The sequence below is a fragment of the Parasedimentitalea nitratireducens genome (assembly GCF_057444295.1).
In genome coordinates this window covers 424,142-442,569 of sequence record NZ_JBYAXC010000002.1, presented here as the reverse complement: position 1 = coordinate 442,569, position 18,428 = coordinate 424,142, and the positions used below count along the sequence as shown (strand labels likewise).

The window sequence follows — 18,428 nt, the reverse complement described above, 5'->3', positions numbered from 1 at the left end:
ACAGCTTGAAATGAAACGGGCCCCAGTGGGGCCCGTTTTCGTTTAACTGCGGCCACGTTTTTCAAATCTAGGCAACATGGCCGAGAAATCCATGCCCTGGCCGTCTTCGTTTTCAACAAACTGGCTGTAAAGTGCCTGGGCCATTTGACCCATTGGGGTGTCGGCATCAACACTTTCGGCGGCTTGCTGGGAAAGTCCCAAATCCTTAAGCATGAGCTCGGCTGCAAAACCGGGTTGATAGTCATTGTCTGCCGGAGACTGCGGGCCAACACCGGGCGCAGGGCAATACGCATTCATGGTCCAGCTGTAGCCAGAGGATGTGGAAACCACATCAAACATTTTCTGTCGATCCAGCCCCAGTTTGTCAGCCAAAGCAAAGGCTTCGCAGGTTGCAATCATGGTGACGCCAAGGATCATGTTGTTGCAGATCTTGGCAGCCTGACCTGCACCCGCATCGCCACAATGCACCGCCTTTTGACCCATGATATCGAACAGGGGCTCAGCCTTGGCAAAGGACTCGGCTGTGCCGCCTGCCATAAAGGTCAAAGTGCCAGCAGCAGCGCCACCGACACCGCCGGAAACCGGGGCATCGACAAACAGGCAACCCGCATTTGCGGCTTGTCCTGCAACAGCACGGGCTGAATCAACGTCGACAGTTGAACAATCAACCAATGCCGAGCCAGCAGCCATGGCGGGAATGATTTGATCAGCAACCGCGCGAAGGATCTGGCCGTTGGGGAGCATCGTAATGACGATATCTGCACCGGTTGCGGCCTCGGTACCAGATGCCGCCATTGTGACGCCATCGATGGCGACGTCGGCCATGTCGAAACCGATCACCTCGTGGCCAGCTTTGGCCAGGTTGGCCGCCATCGGGCCACCCATATTGCCCAGGCCGATAAATCCGATTTTCATGTGTTATTCCTCCTCAAATGTCAGTGCCTTTTCACGCAGCGGTTGGAGCATCTGGCCTGTGGCGCTGGCGGGGACGTTCATATCTTTGAATTGCCAATTTGGTTTGCGGTCTTTGTCGATGATCAGGGCGCGAATACCTTCGAGCAGGTCGCCATGCTCCATCGAGCGGTGCGTGAACCGGTATTCCATACCCAAGGCGCGACGCATCGTTAGAAAATCGTTGCGCAAACGATGTATCATCTCGACAGTGCAGGCCATGGACAGAGGAGAGTTACGGCCCATCGATTTAAGCGTGGCAGTGGCGAAGTCACTGTCCTCACCTTGCAAGGTCGTGAAGATATCGCCGAGGGTTTCGCCTGCAAAATGGCGATCAATATCTTCTTGCAGTGCCCGCAGCTTGCCCGGTGGCGGTTGGCTTGAGGCGGCATTCAGACACCCAATGTCACCATCGCTTTCAAGTGAAGAAATGAGGGCAGACCATTGATCTTCTGTTATAAAGAGATCTGCAAAACCGGCATAGATCGCGTCGTCTGCATCCATGCGCGTGGTGGTTAGCCCCAGGTATTCACCCAACCGTCCGGGTGCCAGAGACAACAGCAAAGAGCCACCGACATCTGGGATAAGGCCAATGCCAACTTCGGGCATCGAGATCTGGCTGCTCTCACCCACAATACGTTGGGTGCCGTGACAGCCAATGCCAACTCCGCCACCCATGGTAAAGCCCTGCAAAAAGCTAACCACTGGTTTGGGGTATTCAAAAATCCGGGCGTTCATCCTGTACTCGTCGCGCCAGAATTTGCGGCCGTATTCATAATCACCCTTGATGCCGGTCTCATACAGTTCGGTTATATCGCCACCGGCACAGAATGCTTTGTCACCCTGGGCGTCGATCACTACCAGTTCAACTGAGTCATTGCTGACCCAGTCTTTGAGCGCCGTATCGATGGCCATGCACATTTCATAGCTTAGTGCATTCAATGCCTTGGGTCGGGTTAGGGTGATGCGGCCAACCTTGCCGATGACGCGGATATTGATGTCGCTCATTGCTGGAGAGCCTTAGCTTGGAACAGGTTTTCCTCTGCTACTTCGAGTCGTCTTTGACATGCGTCCGTGCGTCCAAAAAGCGCGCCAACAGCTCGAAAATAACCTCCAAATAGTTTTGGAGATATGCTGACTAGTAGAGCCAAAGAGTAGAGTGAGACGATGCAAATAACACCAATGGCAACGGCAAAACCGATGGACCCAGATGGCGCTGCTCCGTCTAGTACCGTTAGCGCCCATACGTATGCTGGCGCTACGGGAAGAGTAAGCAACAAGAGAGTTGGGAAAATACTCCATATCAAAAAGAACATTCCAAAAAATGGGAGGTTAGTTGTTCTCTTTAAGAAGTTTATTTCGCGGCGAAGCACCCAAAGCTTGTAGGTTCTGAGAATGGTATTCATTTAGCAATCCTTATTGAGCCATCAGATGACGGGCAATAATCACTCTCATGATTTCGTTGGTACCTTCAAGTATTTGATGAACTCTCAGATCCCGAACGATTTTTTCAATGCCATAGTCGGCCAGATAGCCATAACCACCGTGCAGCTGGAGGCAGCCGTTGGCGACGTCAAAGGCCACATCCGTGACCATCAGCTTGGCCATGGCGCAGTGTTTGCTGGCATCATGCACCCCGGTGTCCAGTTTCCAGGCGGCCTGGCGCAGGAAGATGCGGGCCGCTTGAAGTTTGGTCTCATACTCGGCCAGACGGAACTGTAGACCTTGGAATTGGTCGATGCTCTGACCAAAGGCCTTGCGCTCAGACATGTATTGCAGGGTCAGGTTCAGTGCCTGTTGGGCGCCGCCAAGGGCGCCAGCCGATATGTTCAGGCGGCCTCCGTCGAGCCCGGCCATGGCATATGAGAAACCCTTGCCCTCGGTCCCGATCAAGTTTTCCGACGGGATTTTGCAATCGTCGAACTGCACCTGAGTAGTTGGCTGTGCCTTCCAGCCCATTTTGACTTCGAGCCCACCAAATGACAGACCAGCGGTTCCGTCTTCGATCACTACAGCCGAGATCCCCTTGGGGCCGTCGTCGCCGGTTCGCGCCATCGTGAGATAGGCGTCAGAGTAACCACCACCCGAGATAAACGCCTTGGTTCCGTTTAAGGTGTAGCCATCATTGGTGATTTCTGCGCGTGTTTTCAAGGCGGCAGCGTCCGAACCTGAACCTGGTTCGGTTAGGCAATAAGAGAACACTTTGGACATGCTGCATATATCGGGCAGCCATTTCTGTTTGGTCTCAGCGGACCCAAATTTGTCGATCATGCCGCCGCACATGTTGTGGATCGACAGGAACGAGCCAACAGCGGGGCAGGCCATGGCCAAGGCTTCGAAGACCAGCGTAGCATCCAGGCGTGTTAGCCCCGACCCGCCGTATTCTTCGGAGACATAAAGACCGCCGAATCCCAGCTCACCCACTTGTGGCCAAAGCTCTTTGGGAATGGTGCCGTCGCGTTCCCATGTTTGCGCATGCGGGGCTATCTGCTCTTGTCCGAATGCAAACGCCATATCGAAAATGGCAGCCTGTTCTTCGCTAAGTGCAAAATCCATGACGAGGTCTCCGGTGTTATCGAGCTGAGGCAGTTATATCGCGTGTGCGCGGGAATTGAACAAGTGTTTAGTTACTTGTCAATCGTTACAAGAGTTTTTCATGCGGTCATCACGGGGTGCTCGGTGCAGCTGTAGTGTCGCGGGTGTCGGGGGACTTCCTGATCTGCGAAGCTTTGGCGTGAACCACGCGCAATCATTCCATTCAACAATTCAGTGGATTGCCCCAACTCACTTAACGATGAGCCAACAGCGCTCTCTCACCAAATACCGATACTTGGATCCGTAAGTGCTGACGTCAGACAAATTCGAGCTAACCTTCTACCGAGTAAAACGGCAATGCGGTACTGATCATGCGCTGTGCTTGCTCAGAAGTGTGTTTTTAAAAAGTTATGTCCCGTTTGGGTTTTGGGGCGATGGGGGAGACGACAAATGAGCTTTGCAGGTGCCGCAGGGAATCTAAGTACTGCAATCGGATTGGCCGGCGAGGTGAACTCGCTGGTGACAACTGGCAACGTGAGCTTCATGGATGCCACCAATGGGGATATCCTAGGCGCCATCGCGGGCCTTGCCGCTGATATCAAGGAAGGCTTCGACGACATTACGGAAGTGGTGCAGCGCGGCAATTTGAATGATGGAATAGAATTGGCCCAAACGGTCATGGATGGGTTGTTGCGGCTGCAGGCAGGTGATACCGACGTCGAAATTGGCGATTTGAAGGTCAATGCAGACCTGGCGACCAACTCTGTTTACTCGGTTGTCGGTGAATTGCTGTCCCCGAATTTTGTTGTTTCCAATAATTTGTTTTACCAAACGGATGGCTCTGGGACGGCGGTAGACGGACTGAGCCCTGCGTTGATCATGGATCTGATGAATGCCGTAACTTATACCACGATGGTTCAGTTACAGGTGGCGGCTGCCTTTGACGATGGCGCCGTCGGGAAGGACATTTATTCCCAAAAACTGAACGACGCGGCGAATGCTATCCTGGCTGCCGAGTCGTATCTGCGTTACTCATACAGTGTGAATATAGAGGTCGAGTTTGCTCTCATTGATTGGAACGGAAGCAGTAGTCTTCGCGGCTATAACGTCAACGCTTCATCGCGGTTTGGCGGATCCACCCAGGCAGAGGTTGATGCGGCTGTTTATTTTGCTACGCGGAACCTAGTCTATACGGGAACAAACACCCTTCGCAGGGAAAAAGTAGAATACGAGCTGAGCTCTATCGACGCCTTATTTCCCCAGGACAGCATTTATAGCGAATGGATTGATAGGCTAAAGGCGTCAGAGCCTAGCGACCCTGATAGCACTGAATATCGGAACTGGCTTGCTGAATATCTCAACGTTGTTGTGCAAGAACAATTGATGCGTCGGTCTGGCATTACCAACGAAGATGGTAGTTTTACTTCTACTCTCGACCTCGCCAATAGGCTTGAAGGCACATCTCGTCAGTGGAGTGATGTTATTTCCTCGGGAATTCAACTTATTGGTGATGGCGATGACAATACTTTGTCCGGCTCAAACTCACAGGATTTTATAAGTGGCCTGAGCGGCGATGACACTCTTTATGGATTTGGTCAGGCTGATGTTCTCTACGGTGGGGATGGCGAGGACAAACTGTACGGCGGCGCCTCGGACGATGTACTAAGAGGCGAGGCGGATGACGATCATTTGGTTGGGGGCCAGCGCAACGATACGATCTACGGCGATGGCGGCGACGACACTATATATGGGGGGTCAGGTTATGGAAGCGCCACCGACGAAAGCGGCAACCCTACCTATGAAAACGTTGGCCAAGACACGATTTATGGCGGTGATGGCAATGATCGCATCTATTTGGACGATCCCTTTACCAGCAGCACTTTTGGCAATCCCGAGCAAGGCGACAGAGGTGAAGGCGGGGCTGGTAACGACACGATTATCGGCGGAATTACCGATGACACGCTGATCGGCGGAATTGACGATGACTGGTTGAACGGAGAGCGGGGCAACGACAGTCTTGATGGCGATGACGGCAACGATATGCTTCTGGCCGGCGAGGGGAACGACACCGTTAAAGGCGGCGACGGCAATGACACGCTGTATGGTGACTTTGGTGTCCATTACGAAGACGGTTCCTTTTTTGGTTACGATGCTGCCGCCGCCGGCAACGATGACCTTCTTGAGGGCGAGGACGGCAACGACTCAATCTACGGTCAGAGTGGATCCGACACTCTGAAAGGTGGCGAAGGTAACGACCTTTTGTCAGCCGAGGACGGTAACGACCTGCTCGAAGGCGGCTTGGGCGAGGATAGTCTGTATGGCGGCACCGGTGATGACTCTTTGGAGGGCGGCTCCAACAACGACCTTCTGATTGGCAACGAGGGCAGCGACACGCTGCGCGGCGACTCTGGTGAGGACACTCTTTATGGCGATCAAGAGGGCGACCTGTTGGACGGCGGGAGCGGCAATGACACGCTCTATGGCCAGGATGGCAACGATACCCTGTTGGGTGGGCTAGCAAACGACTTGCTCCTGGGCGGCAATGGGGCTGACTCGATGGAAGGGGGCGATGGCGAAGATAGTCTTCATGGCGAAGCGGGGGCTGATACTCTGCTTGGTGGTGCAGCGAATGACCTCCTCAAAGGGTGGGACGACAACGACTCTTTGTACGGTGAAGACGGAAACGATGAGGTTTATGGCGGCAACGGTGCCGACCTGTTGTCCGGTAGCGCCGGTGAAGACACGCTGTATGGTGAGGGCGGCAATGACACCCTGAATGGTGGGCTGGAAGCCGACTATCTGGATGGTGGCGATGGCGACGATGTTGTGGAGGGTATGGAAGGTGCAGACCACGCTATTGGTGGCATAGGCACAGATACCATCCTTGGCGGTGATGGGAATGACTTCCTCTTTGGTGATTTTGAACTGATCGAAGACGATCCTACCGCAGGCGCCGGTGACCTGCTGGACGGCGGTGCCGGTGAAGACTACCTGGACGGCGGCTTGGGGGGGGATACGCTGATTGGCGGCGAGGGTCACGACACCCTGCTCGGCTGGGGTGGCGCGGATTCCCTTGAGGGCGGTGAAGGCTCTGACCTTATTCTTGGCTTCGAAGACAACGACACGCTGATCGGCGGTGATGGCGCAGATTCCATGCGAGGCGGGCAGGGATCGGACTCGATTGTTGGTGGCAATGGTGATGACGAGTTGAAAGGCGATGGCAGCAGTCCCTCGGATACCGAAGGTGGCGATGATGTGATCGAAGGCGGGGCCGGCAACGACGTCCTCTATGGCGATTTCGGCGATGACACACTCAAAGGCGGCGCGGACAACGATACTCTGCATGGTGGGTATGGCGAAGACCTTCTGGAAGGTGGCACAGGTAACGACCGTTTCGTTGTTGCCAGCGGTACAGTTCTGTTTGCAGATCACATGGACGGCGGTGATGGCATAGATTCCATTGATCTAAGAGAGGTAGAGCTTGCCTATACCATCAGTCCGGCATTCATAGAGGGTGGCGGCAGCCAATCTGGCAGCATCACATTTGCGGCCACGGCAGATCGACCCGCCATTACTCAGACGTTCGAGAACATCGAAAAAATTCTTGAAGTCGGCGACACGGATCCCGAGGGGGATTTCCCAATTGCTGTTCGTGACAGCAATTATTTGGGGGATGAAGTAATAGTTGGTACCGATCTCACCTCGGTGGGGAATGTCTTGTCCAACGATACTGATCCCTATGCAGCACCCGGCGACGAACTGACAGTCACGGGTGCCCGCTTAGGCGAAGACATAACAGGAGGGGCGTTCACCGCCCTGACGACGTCACTTATCCTTACAGGCACCTACGGGTCGTTGCTGATCAACGCTGATGGCAGCTATACCTACAGTCTGGACATGAGCGACCCAGACACAATTGCTATCGACTACTTCGAAAACGACCGTTTCACCTACGAAGTTTCGGATGGGGATGGTCTGTCGGACACGGCCCAGATCGATATCAGAGTGGTGCGCATAGAAGATAGGCCAGACGTGGTTGTTAGCTTTAATGGAGACGACGCACCTGCGACAGAAGCGCTGGTCGTACCCGCTCCGGTCGTTGTAACCGACCCAGAACCTGCGTCGCCGTCCTCGACCACTGAGGTGGACGTCTTTTTGGAAATCAACGGTACAGAGGATCCCGAGGCCATAGATGGTACGGATGAAGCCGAGATGGTCAATGCGCTTGGTGGCGATGATACGATTACTTCGGGCGGAGGTGAGGACACCATAGATGGCGGTGATGGTATCGACTTGCTGACTTTTGCAGGTGTTGCGGACACCCCGGGCCGCACAGGTACGCAGTATCGTCTGGACATCGATATGGAAGCAAGCACGGCCACCAATCACGATGGGTCCGAAAACATCGTCGTCCTCAATGTCGAGAATATCACTGGCTCTAACTTTGCCGATCGGATCTTGGGGAATTCAGGTGATAATGTTCTGGACGGTGGTGCCGGTTCTGACAGCCTTGAAGGCGGCGCTGGCAGTGACACCCTGAATGGAGGCACCGGTGCAGACCAGATGTTGGGTGGTGCCGGGGACGACTACTTCTTCGTCGACAACGCGGGTGACACCGCAACTGAAAACGAAGGTGAAGGGAACGACTTTGTTCAGGCGAGTGTGTCGCACGTGTTAAGCGACCACGTCGAAAACCTGGAACTAACCAGCGCTGGGGATCTAAGCGGGACCGGCAACGATTTGAACAATTTGCTAACTGGCACTTCCGGGGCAAACACTTTGAATGGCATGGGTGGCGACGACACATTGAGTGGGGGAGATGGCAGTGATAAATTGCGCGGCGATAGCGGCAATGACACTCTGCTAGGCGGTGACGGCAACGACACTCTGAACGGTGGTGATGGCGATGACCTCATAGTCGGCGGCGAAACCGATGCGGACCTGCGCGACGTGGTCTATGGCGGTGCCGGGAATGATAGTATCGATGCTGGCTACGGCAATGATCTGATCTACGGTCAAGACGGCAACGACAGCATTGCCGGCGGCTACGGCGTCGACGAGCTGCAGGGCCAAGGTGGCGATGACGTGATCACCGGCTCGGCCTTCTCGGATTTGGTGTTTGGCGGTGATGGCAATGACTTTGTCAACGGCGGCTTTGGTCATGACCGGATCAATGGCGGTAGCGGCGCGGATAAGTTCTTCCATATTGGTGTCGAAGGTCACGGGTCAGACTGGATCCAGGACTATAACGCCGCCGAAGGCGATGTGCTGTTGTTTGGCAACGCCAGTGCGACTGCGGATGATTTCCAGATCAATCTTGCCCACACCGCCAATGACGAAGGCGAACGCTCGGGCGATGATGCTGTGTCAGAGGCTTTTGTCATCTACAAACCCACGGGTCAGATTATGTGGGCGCTGGTCGATGGCGCAGGCCAGGATGAGATCAATCTGAAGATTGGCGGTTCCAGCGAGATCTTCGACCTTTTGGCCTAGGAATGGGAGGCACCATTGATCGAGCTGTGGGGATCTTCGACTTGACCCTTCCAGTCAGCTTTGTCCAACAAAGAAGCGCCGAAATTACAAAGCGATCTGAGTTGGCAAGGGCCTTTTCCCAGATGTGATCATGGGTGCACGGTATAATGTTTACTAGGCGGCTGTCGTGGGCTTGGTGGTCTGATTTCTCAATTTCGGGTACAATGCAATTTGGCTCTAGTTTTGTCGCTCTTGTTCGAGACGCGCTTGGTTCAGCTGAAGCCTTCGTTTTATCGAATCTTCGTTCCAACAGCATTGTTCTCTGAAAACGCTAGATTGGAGCTTTCTGTGCGTCGTTCGAATGGTCGTTTTGGATTGGAACTGTTCCGAAAGTAGTCCCCATCTTGGATCGCAGATGGGTGTATCCTTTTCCAGGTTCACCCAAAACTGCTTCCCAGTTCCTGCCCGTAGAAATGAGTAGGCCTACGCTTTTATGGCTTTGATTTTTTTGAACTAATTCCTTTCTGGGAAGCCGTAAACAAACTGGGCGCAGGATTTCCTAGTTCGGACATCCGGAATTGCACAATTGGCATGGCTTCAAAATATGCGATATGGTTGACCAGCCCTATTTATATGGCTCTTAAGTCGACAGGTTAGTTTGCAAGAATGGGTGTCTCGATTTTGGCCATATGGCGTTAAAAGCCCGTTTTCAGCTGTATTGAAAGACAACCGTCAAACCCATCCACGACGCGGTCCAGCGTCTCTAACCCCATGTTAATAGGGTTCTATCCGGCTTCTTCCGCCATCTTCCGGTTACCGCAACAATAAGTGTCCAACAACAGCTGGTGCCCCAGCTCAGCCATTGTCCCTCGGTCGCGTCCATTGGCCCCAGCAGATTGGCGAACCACTGCCAGATCTCCTTGGCGTAGCCTATAATACCGTCCAGCATCGGCCCGGCCGGGCCCAATGCATCGCGAAACGACTGCCAAAAGCCAACAAAGAATGCCTGCAGGCCCGCCCAGTTGTTGTAGATCCAAACACGGGCCATCGCGATCCCAACCAACAGCGCACCGATGCCAGTGGCAATGCAGGCAAGGCGCAAGGCGATCATCGCCCCGCGGATCAATTTCATAGGGTTGAGCAGCGCCAACAAACCGGCTGCCAAGCGCGGCAACATCATCAGCATCCAGGACCCGGCCCGGAACACATGCAGCATGGGCAAAAGTGTGGAAAACAGCCCCCAGCGCAGCGCAATAGAGGCGACCTTGACCGCCAGCAATCCGGCGGTAAGGCGGAACAACATCGTGATCAGTTTCGGGTGGGATTCGGCCCATTCATTGGCTGTTCCAATCATTGGCTGAAGCGTCGCCAGCAGTTCGTTCTACTCAGGCAAAAGGATAGACCCGGCGGCAATGGCCAGGCCCTTTACATAGTTGCTGGTGATCTTCATGGCATTGGCCGTGGTGGCGGCTTGCTTTTGATATTGCTCCAGCATGGAACCGGCGTAGTCGGCAGGATCTTCAATCAGGCCAAAGGCGTCGCGCAACAGATCGACATTGATCAGAAGCGGTGCAATTGCCCTCTTGCTTTCCTCGCCAAATAACTGGCTGATAACGCCGCTCTGTTTGTACTCGGGCAGGTCAGCCAGGGCATGTACCACGTCCATGATTGCGCCTTGAGCGTCTTCGTGCATCCGTTTGGACAGTTCAACCGGATCAAAGCCCAGGGAATAGAGAACCGCATCCTGCCGTTTGGTGGTGGCCTCGCCTTTGCCCAGGGCGCCGAGGAAGTTCTTCATACCCGTTGGCGCATCCCCATGGCCACCGGGAGAGTTGTCCAACCGGGCCCGAGCAGGAGCGTGGTTGGATTGGGAGTGAGTTGGGCACGAGTTCATGGTACGACCCATTCGGACCGTGTTTCCAATCGCTTCTCTTGCCGACGAATTTCGAGGCGGCGAACCTCTTCTGAGTGCGTTAGTGCATCATCTAGAGCAGCAAGCTTGGGCTCCGTCGGGAAGAGAAAGTCACCGGCCGTGCAATGTTGGTAATAAGACGGCTCCAAACCCGCTGTCTTTGAGAGCTTTCGTTTAGAAACACCAACAGCTCGACGTCGAGTTTCGTACTGCTCCGTTAGAGTTTTCCACCTGTCGTATTGATAGGCTGCAGAGATAACAAGTTTGATAGATTTGATGGACGACTGGCGGATCAGAATGCGTGCTGAGTTGGCGGCAAGAGGAGTGAAGATCACTCACCTTTCCGAACAGCTGGGATACAGTCGCGACTACATTGGCCGAATGACGAAAAAGGGCAGTAATCCTGGTATCACTGATGTGATGAAGGTCTGCGAATCTGCGGAAATTTCGTTTGTTTATGTTTTTACTGGAAAGAGAGAAGATCCCACTTTTGAGGGGATTTTCAATGAGATGTCAAAGTTGGCACCTGCCGAACTCACCGCACTGAAAAATCACTTACAGGCGGGTCCTTTGGTTCCCGAACTGATCTCAGATACCGACAAAAAGTAATTGTTTCTCTAAGTTGTTCTGGGTTGAGTTTGAAGACCAAAGCAACCAGGTCAATAAATTTTCTTTCATTCATAATTGTGTGCCTATTTTTCTTGAAAAGTAGGCATCACTATACAGTTGTGAGAAATAGGCACGTTGGCGTTCCGTTTTCACCCAACGGCAACTCACAACACGGTGCGATCTTGGCCGCTCGGCAATCTGGAGGAGAAAGGACCTGCGTTGCGGTGCGGTCCAAGGGCAGTATTGTGTAGTAATTGACCTTTGCAAAATTGGCCCCCAGGACGCGCCGACATGTCGCGAACGGCCCACACCTGCCGTTCATCCGATGTTGCAGCGCTGCGGCGCAGTTTGCGTATTGCTGACATCCGCGAAAACCGCAGCATTTTGACCGAGCCACTGAAGCAAAGGGGTACAACTGCCATTCCGAAGAACCGCGCCCCACATCCTTCGGCTGAAAACTCAAGCCGCTGTAAATACTTCTATTCCAACTCCAAACAACCTAAATGCGCTTTAAAAATCGGTTTTGTTTCCAATTTAAGCATTTTTGAATCAACTTTTTTAACTCTGTAAACTATTTCATAGTTTGTTTGATGAAACATTTTTGTGCTGCACAACTGAGTACTGGAGATACCATCCCCGGTGCTGCTTTTGTGGTAACCTGGGGGGGCTACTTCACTTTCTGCATCGGTAAATGACGCCAACTTTTGACGGCGGCCTTTGTAGTGGACTGGTCTCGATAAATAGTAGGAATATTTATGTCAGTCCAATTTGGAAGCTTCTCTGACGATACAGTCACGGGTACAGACAGTAACGATCTGATTATAACATTCAGAGGTGAAGATCTGATTTTTGCCGGGGGTGGGAATGATCTTATCATCTCCGGTCGAGGCGACGACGAAATCCATGCCGGGGACGGCAATGACAGGGTTTTTGCCGGATCAGGTGAAGACACGGTTTTTGCCGGTGAAGGCAATGACAAGGTCTTTGCAGGATCAGGTGACGATCTGGTTTACGGCGAAGAAGGCAATGACAAGCTGTTTGGCAATTCCGGCAACGACTGGTTGGACGGCGGTAGCGGCAGTGACCTTTTGGTTGGCGGACGGGGTTTTGACACCGCCGCATACCAAGGTTCAATTCTTGATTATAACATCAGCAGCCATCGCAAGTACACTTGGGTCGAATCCCAAGACGGCTCTGGTGACAGAGATTTGGCCGTTGGTGTCGAGGCGCTCTATTTCGCCGGGGATGACTATACGCTCTATCTGGATGGTCGCAACAATGCGGTATTGGCGGGCGACGATACCGCCGCAACTGTGCAAGACGGCACAGTCTCCATCACAGCGGCGACCCTGTTGGCCAACGACACTGATTTTGACGGCGACGCGCTGTCGATTGTTGCCGTAGATGACAGTGCAACATCAGGCACCGTAACCCAGACATTTGGTGGCGATATCGACTACGCGACTGGTGATGCGTTCGATTTTCTGGGCGCTGGTGAAACAGCCACCGACAGCTTTGCCTACACGGCCAGTGACGGAAATGGCGGCGACACAGCGGCGACGGTGACTGTGACCGTGACCGGCGTGAACGATGCAGCGACATTTGGCGGAGACCTGTCTGGTGCGGCGACCGAGGACAGCGGCACCGTCGTCACCGGTACAGCCACCGTTGCAGATGTGGATCAAGGACAAGGCAGCATTGTCGCGTCCAGTGGCAACTCGACCTATGGCAGCTATTCCATCGGTACGGATGGTGTCTGGACCTATGCGCTGGATGATACCAATCCTACGGTGGATGTGCTGGGGGCCGGTGAACCGCTGACCGACAGCTTTATCTTCACCAGCGATGATGGCACCGAACAAACCGTCGATATCGCCATCACTGGGGCCGATGATGGGCCTGCGGCACCCGCGCACATCGATTTGAACAGTGGAACATCATTTACCGGTGTTACAGGCGTTGCGGAAAACTTTGTCTTCGACATCGGGGCCGTTCTATTCACAGCTTCATCCGTCGACATCTCAAATTTCACGATTGGCGAAGATCGCATGGTGTTCACCAACTTTGGGCCCGGTCTGTCAGCTTACCAGCAATCATTTCAGAGTAACCATGGAGCTCTCGATGCATATGATTCTGCTGGGGCGCTTTCTTTCGTTAGCTGGCTTTCCCTTGAATATTCTGAAATTTATTTTTCTGATGCCAGTGGCGGGCAAGAAGACGGCGCTTTCTTAGACAGCCTGATAAATTCAGGCGACTTCGATGCTACTGTCAACGGTGTTGTGCCGTTTGAAACGGTGGCGCTTGACGATCTTGCCAGTGATGACCTGTTCGTATTCTACGAAAACGATTTGATCCTCGCGTAAGAGGTGTTGATGGCGACCTGCACTGGCTTTTGAACAGTGCGGGTCGTTGCATTGACGTGGTCGCATTTGGATGGGCGCGATCCGGCGGTCCATAACGACCATCTCAATGCATTTTCGGCAATCGGCCCGTCAAGCCCATCCAATTGCCAGCTAAGATCGTCCAGTGCCGCCCCAGCGTCCAGATAAGAAGCCACGACAGGGCAATGTTCTGGTGCCTGCGCTTAAACCGGCTCATTGAGCCAACCCATGACCTGCGCTCTGACCAGCCCCTGCTGTGCAGCGCGAAAACGAGGCTTAACCGCCTGTTCAAGATCCGCTTACTGCATCAGCCGCGCACCTGCAGCGAATGACAGATTCCCGCCAGTAGTGCAAAAATTTTCAGAGCAGCAAATGGGAATATGGGCTCAAAGTGCGATTTCATATTCGGTCATGGACGAGCGCATGATATCATAGTTTCTCCTAAAATCGCTTGCTAGTTCCAGGCGCCCAAATCAACACGAATTTCGAATATCTGAGACGTTGCTGATGCGCGATAGCCATATTTATAGGGCTCTCAGGTATGTTTGAATAATTTGCAAAAATAGGTGTCCCGATATTGGTCAAACAACGTTAACGGCCCGTTTTATGCTGTTTTGAAGGGCACCCGTCAAACCTGTCTAGGATAAGGTCCACTGTCATTAAATCCCTTGTTTATAGGGTTCCATCCGGCTTCTTCCGCCATCTTCCGGTTACTGCAATAATAAGTGTCCAATAACAGTGGGGGGTCGTCAGTATGTGATTCCTAAATTATTTTGTCGTAAAACTGTCGAAATAATTGAGCGATGTCTTCCTTCGCTGCCTTACCTCAAACTATTAGAAAGCCATCAAGCCCAGCTTTCAAGCGCTTTCCTAGCCTCGACAATGCACGTATCCTCAAAGGATTTTGCGAACTTTGGGGTTCTTACCAGAAAGAACTGGGCGCGCGCCAGATTATGGAGATGTCAGGTCCTTGATTTTTCAAACTCGGTCCAAGCGCTTTGAAAGGATTGGAAATCGAAACCTTTTTTCACAGCAGCGTCCAATACAATGCGCTCGGTCTTAAGTAACTTGGTGATAGCGGCCTCCAGTTCTCCTAAGACTTCAACTGGAATGACCAAAGCGCCGTGTCGGTCAGCATGGACCAGATCGCCGGGATTTACAGTCAGATCGAACACGGTCACGGGTGTGTCGATCTCTTTGACGTGGACAAAGCCGTGGCTGGGGCCAATGGATCCGGCAACAACCGGGAACCCGTCGGGCAGATCGCCCAGATCGCGCATGACTCCGTTTGTCAGTGCACCAGACATGCCAAAGCCTTTGTGCACAGTGGTGTTGATTTCACCCCAGTAAGCGCCAATGCAGTAGGGATAATCGGTGTCCTCAATAACGGCGATCGACGGAGCAGGGCATTCGGCCATGTACTGGTAATAAGCCATTCGTCGGGAACGGATCACATCTGGGGCCTCGGTGGGTGGGGCGACAGCAGCGATTTTGGCAGTGCGTGCATAGCCGACAATGGCGGGTTCATCTGGGGCGGAGCAGAGCATGGTGCCGCGGGTAAAGGCATTAAATCCTCGTTTACCTTGAGCGACTTCTATGGCGTTGCAGACAGTCGGCGTGTCGACGCTGCGCAGGAGTTCAAGCAGAGAAGGTGTCATGTGTCCTCGAGCCAGCGGAGCAGGGCCGCCGTTGTGATTTCGGGTTGTTCAAGAGTGGGCAGGTGGCCCGCGCCGTCAATGATCTGCAAGCGGCTGTTGGGCAGCAGTTCGTGCATCATTTCATGACGCTCAACTGGGCAGAGCTTATCTTCACGTCCGCAAAGCACCAATGCAGGTCTTTCAAATTGCCGCAGGGTGTCGCATTGATCAGGACGGTCACGTAAGGCTATGGATTGATTTATAAAAATGTCCGGACCCTGGTCCGTGGCCATCGCCATGCAAAGGTCCAGGATTGCGCCTATGTTTGGGCCATCTGCGAGATAGTTCGGCTTCATCTCGTCGCGCATGATGCGGCGCAACTCTCCCTGTTTGGCGGCGGCGATCTGCGGCGCGCGGCGTTCTTGCACCTCGGGAAGTTCGGCCCGTGGGTTGGTGTCTAGCAGGGCGATGCGGTCGACGCGATCGGGCGCTTGTCGCAGCACCTCCATAGCGAGGATACCGCCCATGGACAGACCGGCCATGGCAAAGCGGGGCGGGGCATATTCCAAAATTTCTTCCGCCAACGCCTGCATCGTGTTGTGATTGCCAATTGGGGCTGTGATCAAGGGGATATGCCCCGACATGGCATTGATTTGCGGCTGAAATAGTCGTGCGTCGCACATCATTCCGGGGAGCAGAATCAAGGGAGTCATTTGACCAACGCTGCTCCCTCGGAGAGGGCGGACAGCTTGGCAAAGGCGATGGCGGGATCAATAGCGCCAAACCCGGCAAAGGTGCCAAAACCACAGTCGCTGCCAGCGATCACGCGGTCGGAACCGACAATTTGTGTAAACTGTTCAATGCGTTGCGCGACCAATTCGGGGTGCTCAACAAAATTGGTGGTGGTATCGACAACGCCGGGAACCAAAATCTTGTCGTCGGGGATTTCTGCTTTGCGATCGCGAAAGACGGTCCATTCGTGGGCGTGGCGCGGGTTCGAGGTTTCAAACAGTACATAGCGGGATTTGGTGGACATCAGGGTTGTGAATACCTTGTCCATCGGGATGTCACAGCAATGCGGGCCTTCGTAGTTGCCCCAGCAGATGTGGATGCGAACACGGTCTTGCGGCACGTTTTGCAAGGCGTGGTTCAGGGCCTCGACATGCATGTTGGCGACGTTCAGGAATTCGTCGTCGGACAGGTCGTTAAACAACATGTGACGCGACAGCGCCAGATCGGGGCAGTCCAGTTGTAGATCCAGACCAGCACCGACGATGGTTTCATACTCTTCCTTCATCGCGTCGGCCAAAGCGGCCAGATAGGCCTCTCGGTTTGGATAGAAATCATTTTGCAAAAACAGCGAGATAACACCGGGAGAGGCGGCATTCATGAAACCACGTTCGGCCCCATGTTCGGCCACTGCGGATTTCAGGTTGTTTATGTCTTTTTGCAGCTCGTCCTGCCCCTTGGATCGCACCTCGCCGGTGCACATGGGGCGGGCATACTGGGGTGTGCCGCCGCCGTCGGCAAGCCGTTTGAGAAAGCTGGGAAACATCTTTAGATCAGCAGGGGCGTTGCGCGGGCTGTCGCCGGAAAAACCGGTGTAGCGATCCTTGACGTATGTCGCATAAGAGATCTTGGAAGTTTCGCCATCGCTGACGATATCAATGCCCGCCTCGACCTGTTTGCGCACAGTTTCAGACACGGCCGAAGTCATGCAGGCATCAAATTTGGCTTGATCAAATTGCGTTTCATTTTCGCGGGCAAAAATGAAGTCGACGACGTCTTGGGTGCGGGGCAGTGAACCGACGTGGGTTGTTTTAACCAATTTTGATCTCCTCGTAATCAGGGGGTGATATGCGTGCACAGTATGTACACCCCCCGTGCACCGCCGCAGCGCAGCACGGGGAATGGTTGGTTCGTTAACCCAGCCAGGTTGCGCCAGCAGGATCATCCGTTGCGGTGATCCGGTACAGGCTGGATTCCCCTGTCATCGACGGTGTTAGCGCATAGGATTCACCGGGAAGGATCAGGCTGGTGTCGCCGGGGTTGATGACGCTTTCACCACCGTCCCAACGCAGTTTCCAATGACCGCGCATCGGCATCAGAACTGTGTGTTGATCCGAGGTGATCATCTCATCGTCGATGGAGCCACGGGTCAGGAAATCGATCTCGAAACCGGGGCGGTCTTTGAGCAGGGCATCGGGGCCAATCACCTTGGCGGGTTTCTTGCCTGCCAGCCCCATCAGATCCCAATACCGGGCCACATAACCCGGAATGACATCTTCAGCCGGGACTTCGGGGATGTCTTTCAACTGGTCTTCGGTCAACAGCGGCATCGGGTTGACGTTATGGGGCAAGGCGTCGCCCTTTTTGCTGTCGTACAGCACGCCGTTTTCACCAAGGATCAGCCCATGTGCCTGCGCGTCTTCGATGACCTGAGGCGCCCAAGTCACGCCGCCGCCAGCATCATCGCCACCCAGAATGGCCATGATCATACCATAGTCGGTGCCGATATTTTCAAACCCGCGGAAGATGCCGGTTGGGATGTTGAAGATATCACCCTCTTCGGCAACAAACTCACCCGCGGTGCCATAGCGGCCCCAGAAAAACCGCCAACGGCCCTTGAGCACAAAGAACACCTCGGCGGTGGTGTGGGTGTGCAGGCTGTTGCGGCACTTGGGGGGCTGGCCAGCAGCGCCGATGTTGAACCCGATCTTGTCGGACAGGTGAACATGCTGGTCCGGGCTTTCGGAAACGCCGCCACCAATGATGGTGAAGTTTTCCTTTTGGTCGCTGCCCGGTGTGTGGGCGTCAATAAAGGCAGTTTTGCAGGGCTTAAGGTCGCCGTAACGAACGATGCGGTCGGTGATGGATGAAGCTGTCATAGCAGTGGTCCTAAATGGGGTTGCAATCTGAGTGGGCCAGAGC

Annotated in this window: 14 protein-coding genes; 4 read left to right on the top strand and 10 right to left on the bottom strand. The window is 53.9% G+C overall.

All coding sequences use genetic code 11. The features are described 5' to 3' along the window. Positions 1 to 42 precede the first annotated feature (42 nt). Genes mmsB through AC2T28_RS07785 form a run of 4 tightly spaced genes read right to left on the bottom strand, consistent with a single transcriptional unit; the run spans position 43 to position 3,507 of the window. Positions 43 to 915 carry a 3-hydroxyisobutyrate dehydrogenase gene (mmsB, locus tag AC2T28_RS07800; protein ID WP_486748410.1) on the bottom strand — a complete coding sequence of 291 codons (873 nt, stop codon included), beginning with the start codon at positions 913 to 915 and terminating at the stop codon, positions 43 to 45. A gap of 3 nt (positions 916 to 918) precedes the next feature. Continuing rightward, positions 919 to 1,959 carry an enoyl-CoA hydratase/isomerase family protein gene (locus AC2T28_RS07795; RefSeq protein WP_486748409.1) on the bottom strand — a complete coding sequence of 347 codons (1,041 nt, stop codon included), beginning with the start codon at positions 1,957 to 1,959 and terminating at the stop codon, positions 919 to 921. After that, positions 1,956 to 2,357 (bottom strand): hypothetical protein, encoded by a 402-nt coding sequence (locus AC2T28_RS07790; RefSeq protein WP_486748408.1) that lies wholly within the window; start codon positions 2,355 to 2,357, stop codon positions 1,956 to 1,958. The genes AC2T28_RS07795 and AC2T28_RS07790 overlap by 4 nt, the downstream gene beginning before the upstream one ends. A 10-nt stretch (positions 2,358 to 2,367) precedes the next feature. Next, positions 2,368 to 3,507, bottom strand: coding sequence for an acyl-CoA dehydrogenase family protein (locus tag AC2T28_RS07785; protein ID WP_486748407.1), 1,140 nt, complete (start codon positions 3,505 to 3,507; stop codon positions 2,368 to 2,370). A 429-nt stretch (positions 3,508 to 3,936) separates the two neighbouring features. On the opposite strand from AC2T28_RS07785, the gene AC2T28_RS07780 reads away from it, so the two are divergent. Next, positions 3,937 to 8,979 carry an Ig-like domain-containing protein gene (locus AC2T28_RS07780; protein ID WP_486748406.1) on the top strand — a complete coding sequence of 1,681 codons (5,043 nt, stop codon included), beginning with the start codon at positions 3,937 to 3,939 and terminating at the stop codon, positions 8,977 to 8,979. 742 nt (positions 8,980 to 9,721) lie between these two features. Here AC2T28_RS07780 and AC2T28_RS07775 read toward each other — a convergent pair. Both AC2T28_RS07775 and AC2T28_RS07770 read right to left on the bottom strand, forming a co-directional pair. Then, positions 9,722 to 10,312 (bottom strand): hypothetical protein, encoded by a 591-nt coding sequence (locus tag AC2T28_RS07775; protein ID WP_486748405.1) that lies wholly within the window; start codon positions 10,310 to 10,312, stop codon positions 9,722 to 9,724. A 27-nt stretch (positions 10,313 to 10,339) separates the two neighbouring features. Then, complete coding sequence (locus AC2T28_RS07770) at positions 10,340 to 10,864, bottom strand: phage tail tape measure protein (protein WP_486748404.1); 525 nt, start codon at positions 10,862 to 10,864, stop codon at positions 10,340 to 10,342. A 282-nt stretch (positions 10,865 to 11,146) separates the two neighbouring features. Here AC2T28_RS07770 and AC2T28_RS07765 point away from each other — a divergent pair, with 282 nt between their 5' ends. The 3 genes from AC2T28_RS07765 (at position 11,147) to AC2T28_RS07755 (ending at position 13,842) form a co-directional block, all read left to right on the top strand. Next, on the top strand, positions 11,147 to 11,479 hold the full coding sequence (locus tag AC2T28_RS07765) for a hypothetical protein (protein WP_486748403.1): 333 nt from the start codon (positions 11,147 to 11,149) through the stop codon (positions 11,477 to 11,479). 291 nt (positions 11,480 to 11,770) lie between these two features. Then, on the top strand, positions 11,771 to 12,049 hold the full coding sequence (locus tag AC2T28_RS07760; RefSeq protein ID WP_486748402.1) for a hypothetical protein: 279 nt from the start codon (positions 11,771 to 11,773) through the stop codon (positions 12,047 to 12,049). A gap of 185 nt (positions 12,050 to 12,234) precedes the next feature. Next, entirely contained in the window at positions 12,235 to 13,842 is a 1,608-nt protein-coding gene (locus tag AC2T28_RS07755; protein WP_486748401.1) for a VCBS domain-containing protein, read from the top strand. A gap of 980 nt (positions 13,843 to 14,822) precedes the next feature. On the opposite strand, the gene AC2T28_RS07750 is transcribed toward AC2T28_RS07755, so the two are convergent. The 4 genes from AC2T28_RS07750 to AC2T28_RS07735 all read right to left on the bottom strand — a co-directional run bounded on the left by AC2T28_RS07750 (position 14,823) and on the right by AC2T28_RS07735 (position 18,385). Next, the gene (locus tag AC2T28_RS07750) at positions 14,823 to 15,518 is read right to left on the bottom strand and encodes an RraA family protein (protein WP_486748400.1); all 696 of its coding nucleotides are present in this window, start codon (positions 15,516 to 15,518) and stop codon (positions 14,823 to 14,825) included. Beyond that, complete coding sequence (locus AC2T28_RS07745) at positions 15,515 to 16,210, bottom strand: alpha/beta fold hydrolase (RefSeq protein ID WP_486748399.1); 696 nt, start codon at positions 16,208 to 16,210, stop codon at positions 15,515 to 15,517. Before AC2T28_RS07745 ends, AC2T28_RS07750 begins: the two co-directional genes overlap by 4 nt. Then, entirely contained in the window at positions 16,207 to 17,325 is a 1,119-nt protein-coding gene (locus AC2T28_RS07740; protein ID WP_486748398.1) for a cobalamin-independent methionine synthase II family protein, read from the bottom strand. The genes AC2T28_RS07745 and AC2T28_RS07740 overlap by 4 nt, the downstream gene beginning before the upstream one ends. A gap of 94 nt (positions 17,326 to 17,419) precedes the next feature. Beyond that, positions 17,420 to 18,385, bottom strand: a complete 966-nt coding sequence (locus tag AC2T28_RS07735) for a cupin domain-containing protein (RefSeq protein WP_486748397.1) — start codon at positions 18,383 to 18,385, stop codon at positions 17,420 to 17,422. Positions 18,386 to 18,428 lie beyond the last annotated feature (43 nt).

What these genes read in the sequence shown, in the direction of transcription:
- mmsB (WP_486748410.1), bottom strand. Translation starts at nt 915, where the DNA reads ATGAAAATCGGATTTATCGGCCTGGGCAATATGGGTGGCCCGATGGCG.
- AC2T28_RS07795 (WP_486748409.1), bottom strand. Translation starts at nt 1,959, where the DNA reads ATGAGCGACATCAATATCCGCGTCATCGGCAAGGTTGGCCGCATCACC.
- AC2T28_RS07790 (WP_486748408.1), bottom strand. Translation starts at nt 2,357, where the DNA reads ATGAATACCATTCTCAGAACCTACAAGCTTTGGGTGCTTCGCCGCGAA.
- AC2T28_RS07785 (WP_486748407.1), bottom strand. Translation starts at nt 3,507, where the DNA reads ATGGATTTTGCACTTAGCGAAGAACAGGCTGCCATTTTCGATATGGCG.
- AC2T28_RS07780 (WP_486748406.1), top strand. Translation starts at nt 3,937, where the DNA reads ATGAGCTTTGCAGGTGCCGCAGGGAATCTAAGTACTGCAATCGGATTG.
- AC2T28_RS07775 (WP_486748405.1), bottom strand. Translation starts at nt 10,312, where the DNA reads ATGATTGGAACAGCCAATGAATGGGCCGAATCCCACCCGAAACTGATC.
- AC2T28_RS07770 (WP_486748404.1), bottom strand. Translation starts at nt 10,864, where the DNA reads ATGGGTCGTACCATGAACTCGTGCCCAACTCACTCCCAATCCAACCAC.
- AC2T28_RS07765 (WP_486748403.1), top strand. Translation starts at nt 11,147, where the DNA reads ATGGACGACTGGCGGATCAGAATGCGTGCTGAGTTGGCGGCAAGAGGA.
- AC2T28_RS07760 (WP_486748402.1), top strand. Translation starts at nt 11,771, where the DNA reads ATGTCGCGAACGGCCCACACCTGCCGTTCATCCGATGTTGCAGCGCTG.
- AC2T28_RS07755 (WP_486748401.1), top strand. Translation starts at nt 12,235, where the DNA reads ATGTCAGTCCAATTTGGAAGCTTCTCTGACGATACAGTCACGGGTACA.
- AC2T28_RS07750 (WP_486748400.1), bottom strand. Translation starts at nt 15,518, where the DNA reads ATGACACCTTCTCTGCTTGAACTCCTGCGCAGCGTCGACACGCCGACT.
- AC2T28_RS07745 (WP_486748399.1), bottom strand. Translation starts at nt 16,210, where the DNA reads ATGACTCCCTTGATTCTGCTCCCCGGAATGATGTGCGACGCACGACTA.
- AC2T28_RS07735 (WP_486748397.1), bottom strand. Translation starts at nt 18,385, where the DNA reads ATGACAGCTTCATCCATCACCGACCGCATCGTTCGTTACGGCGACCTT.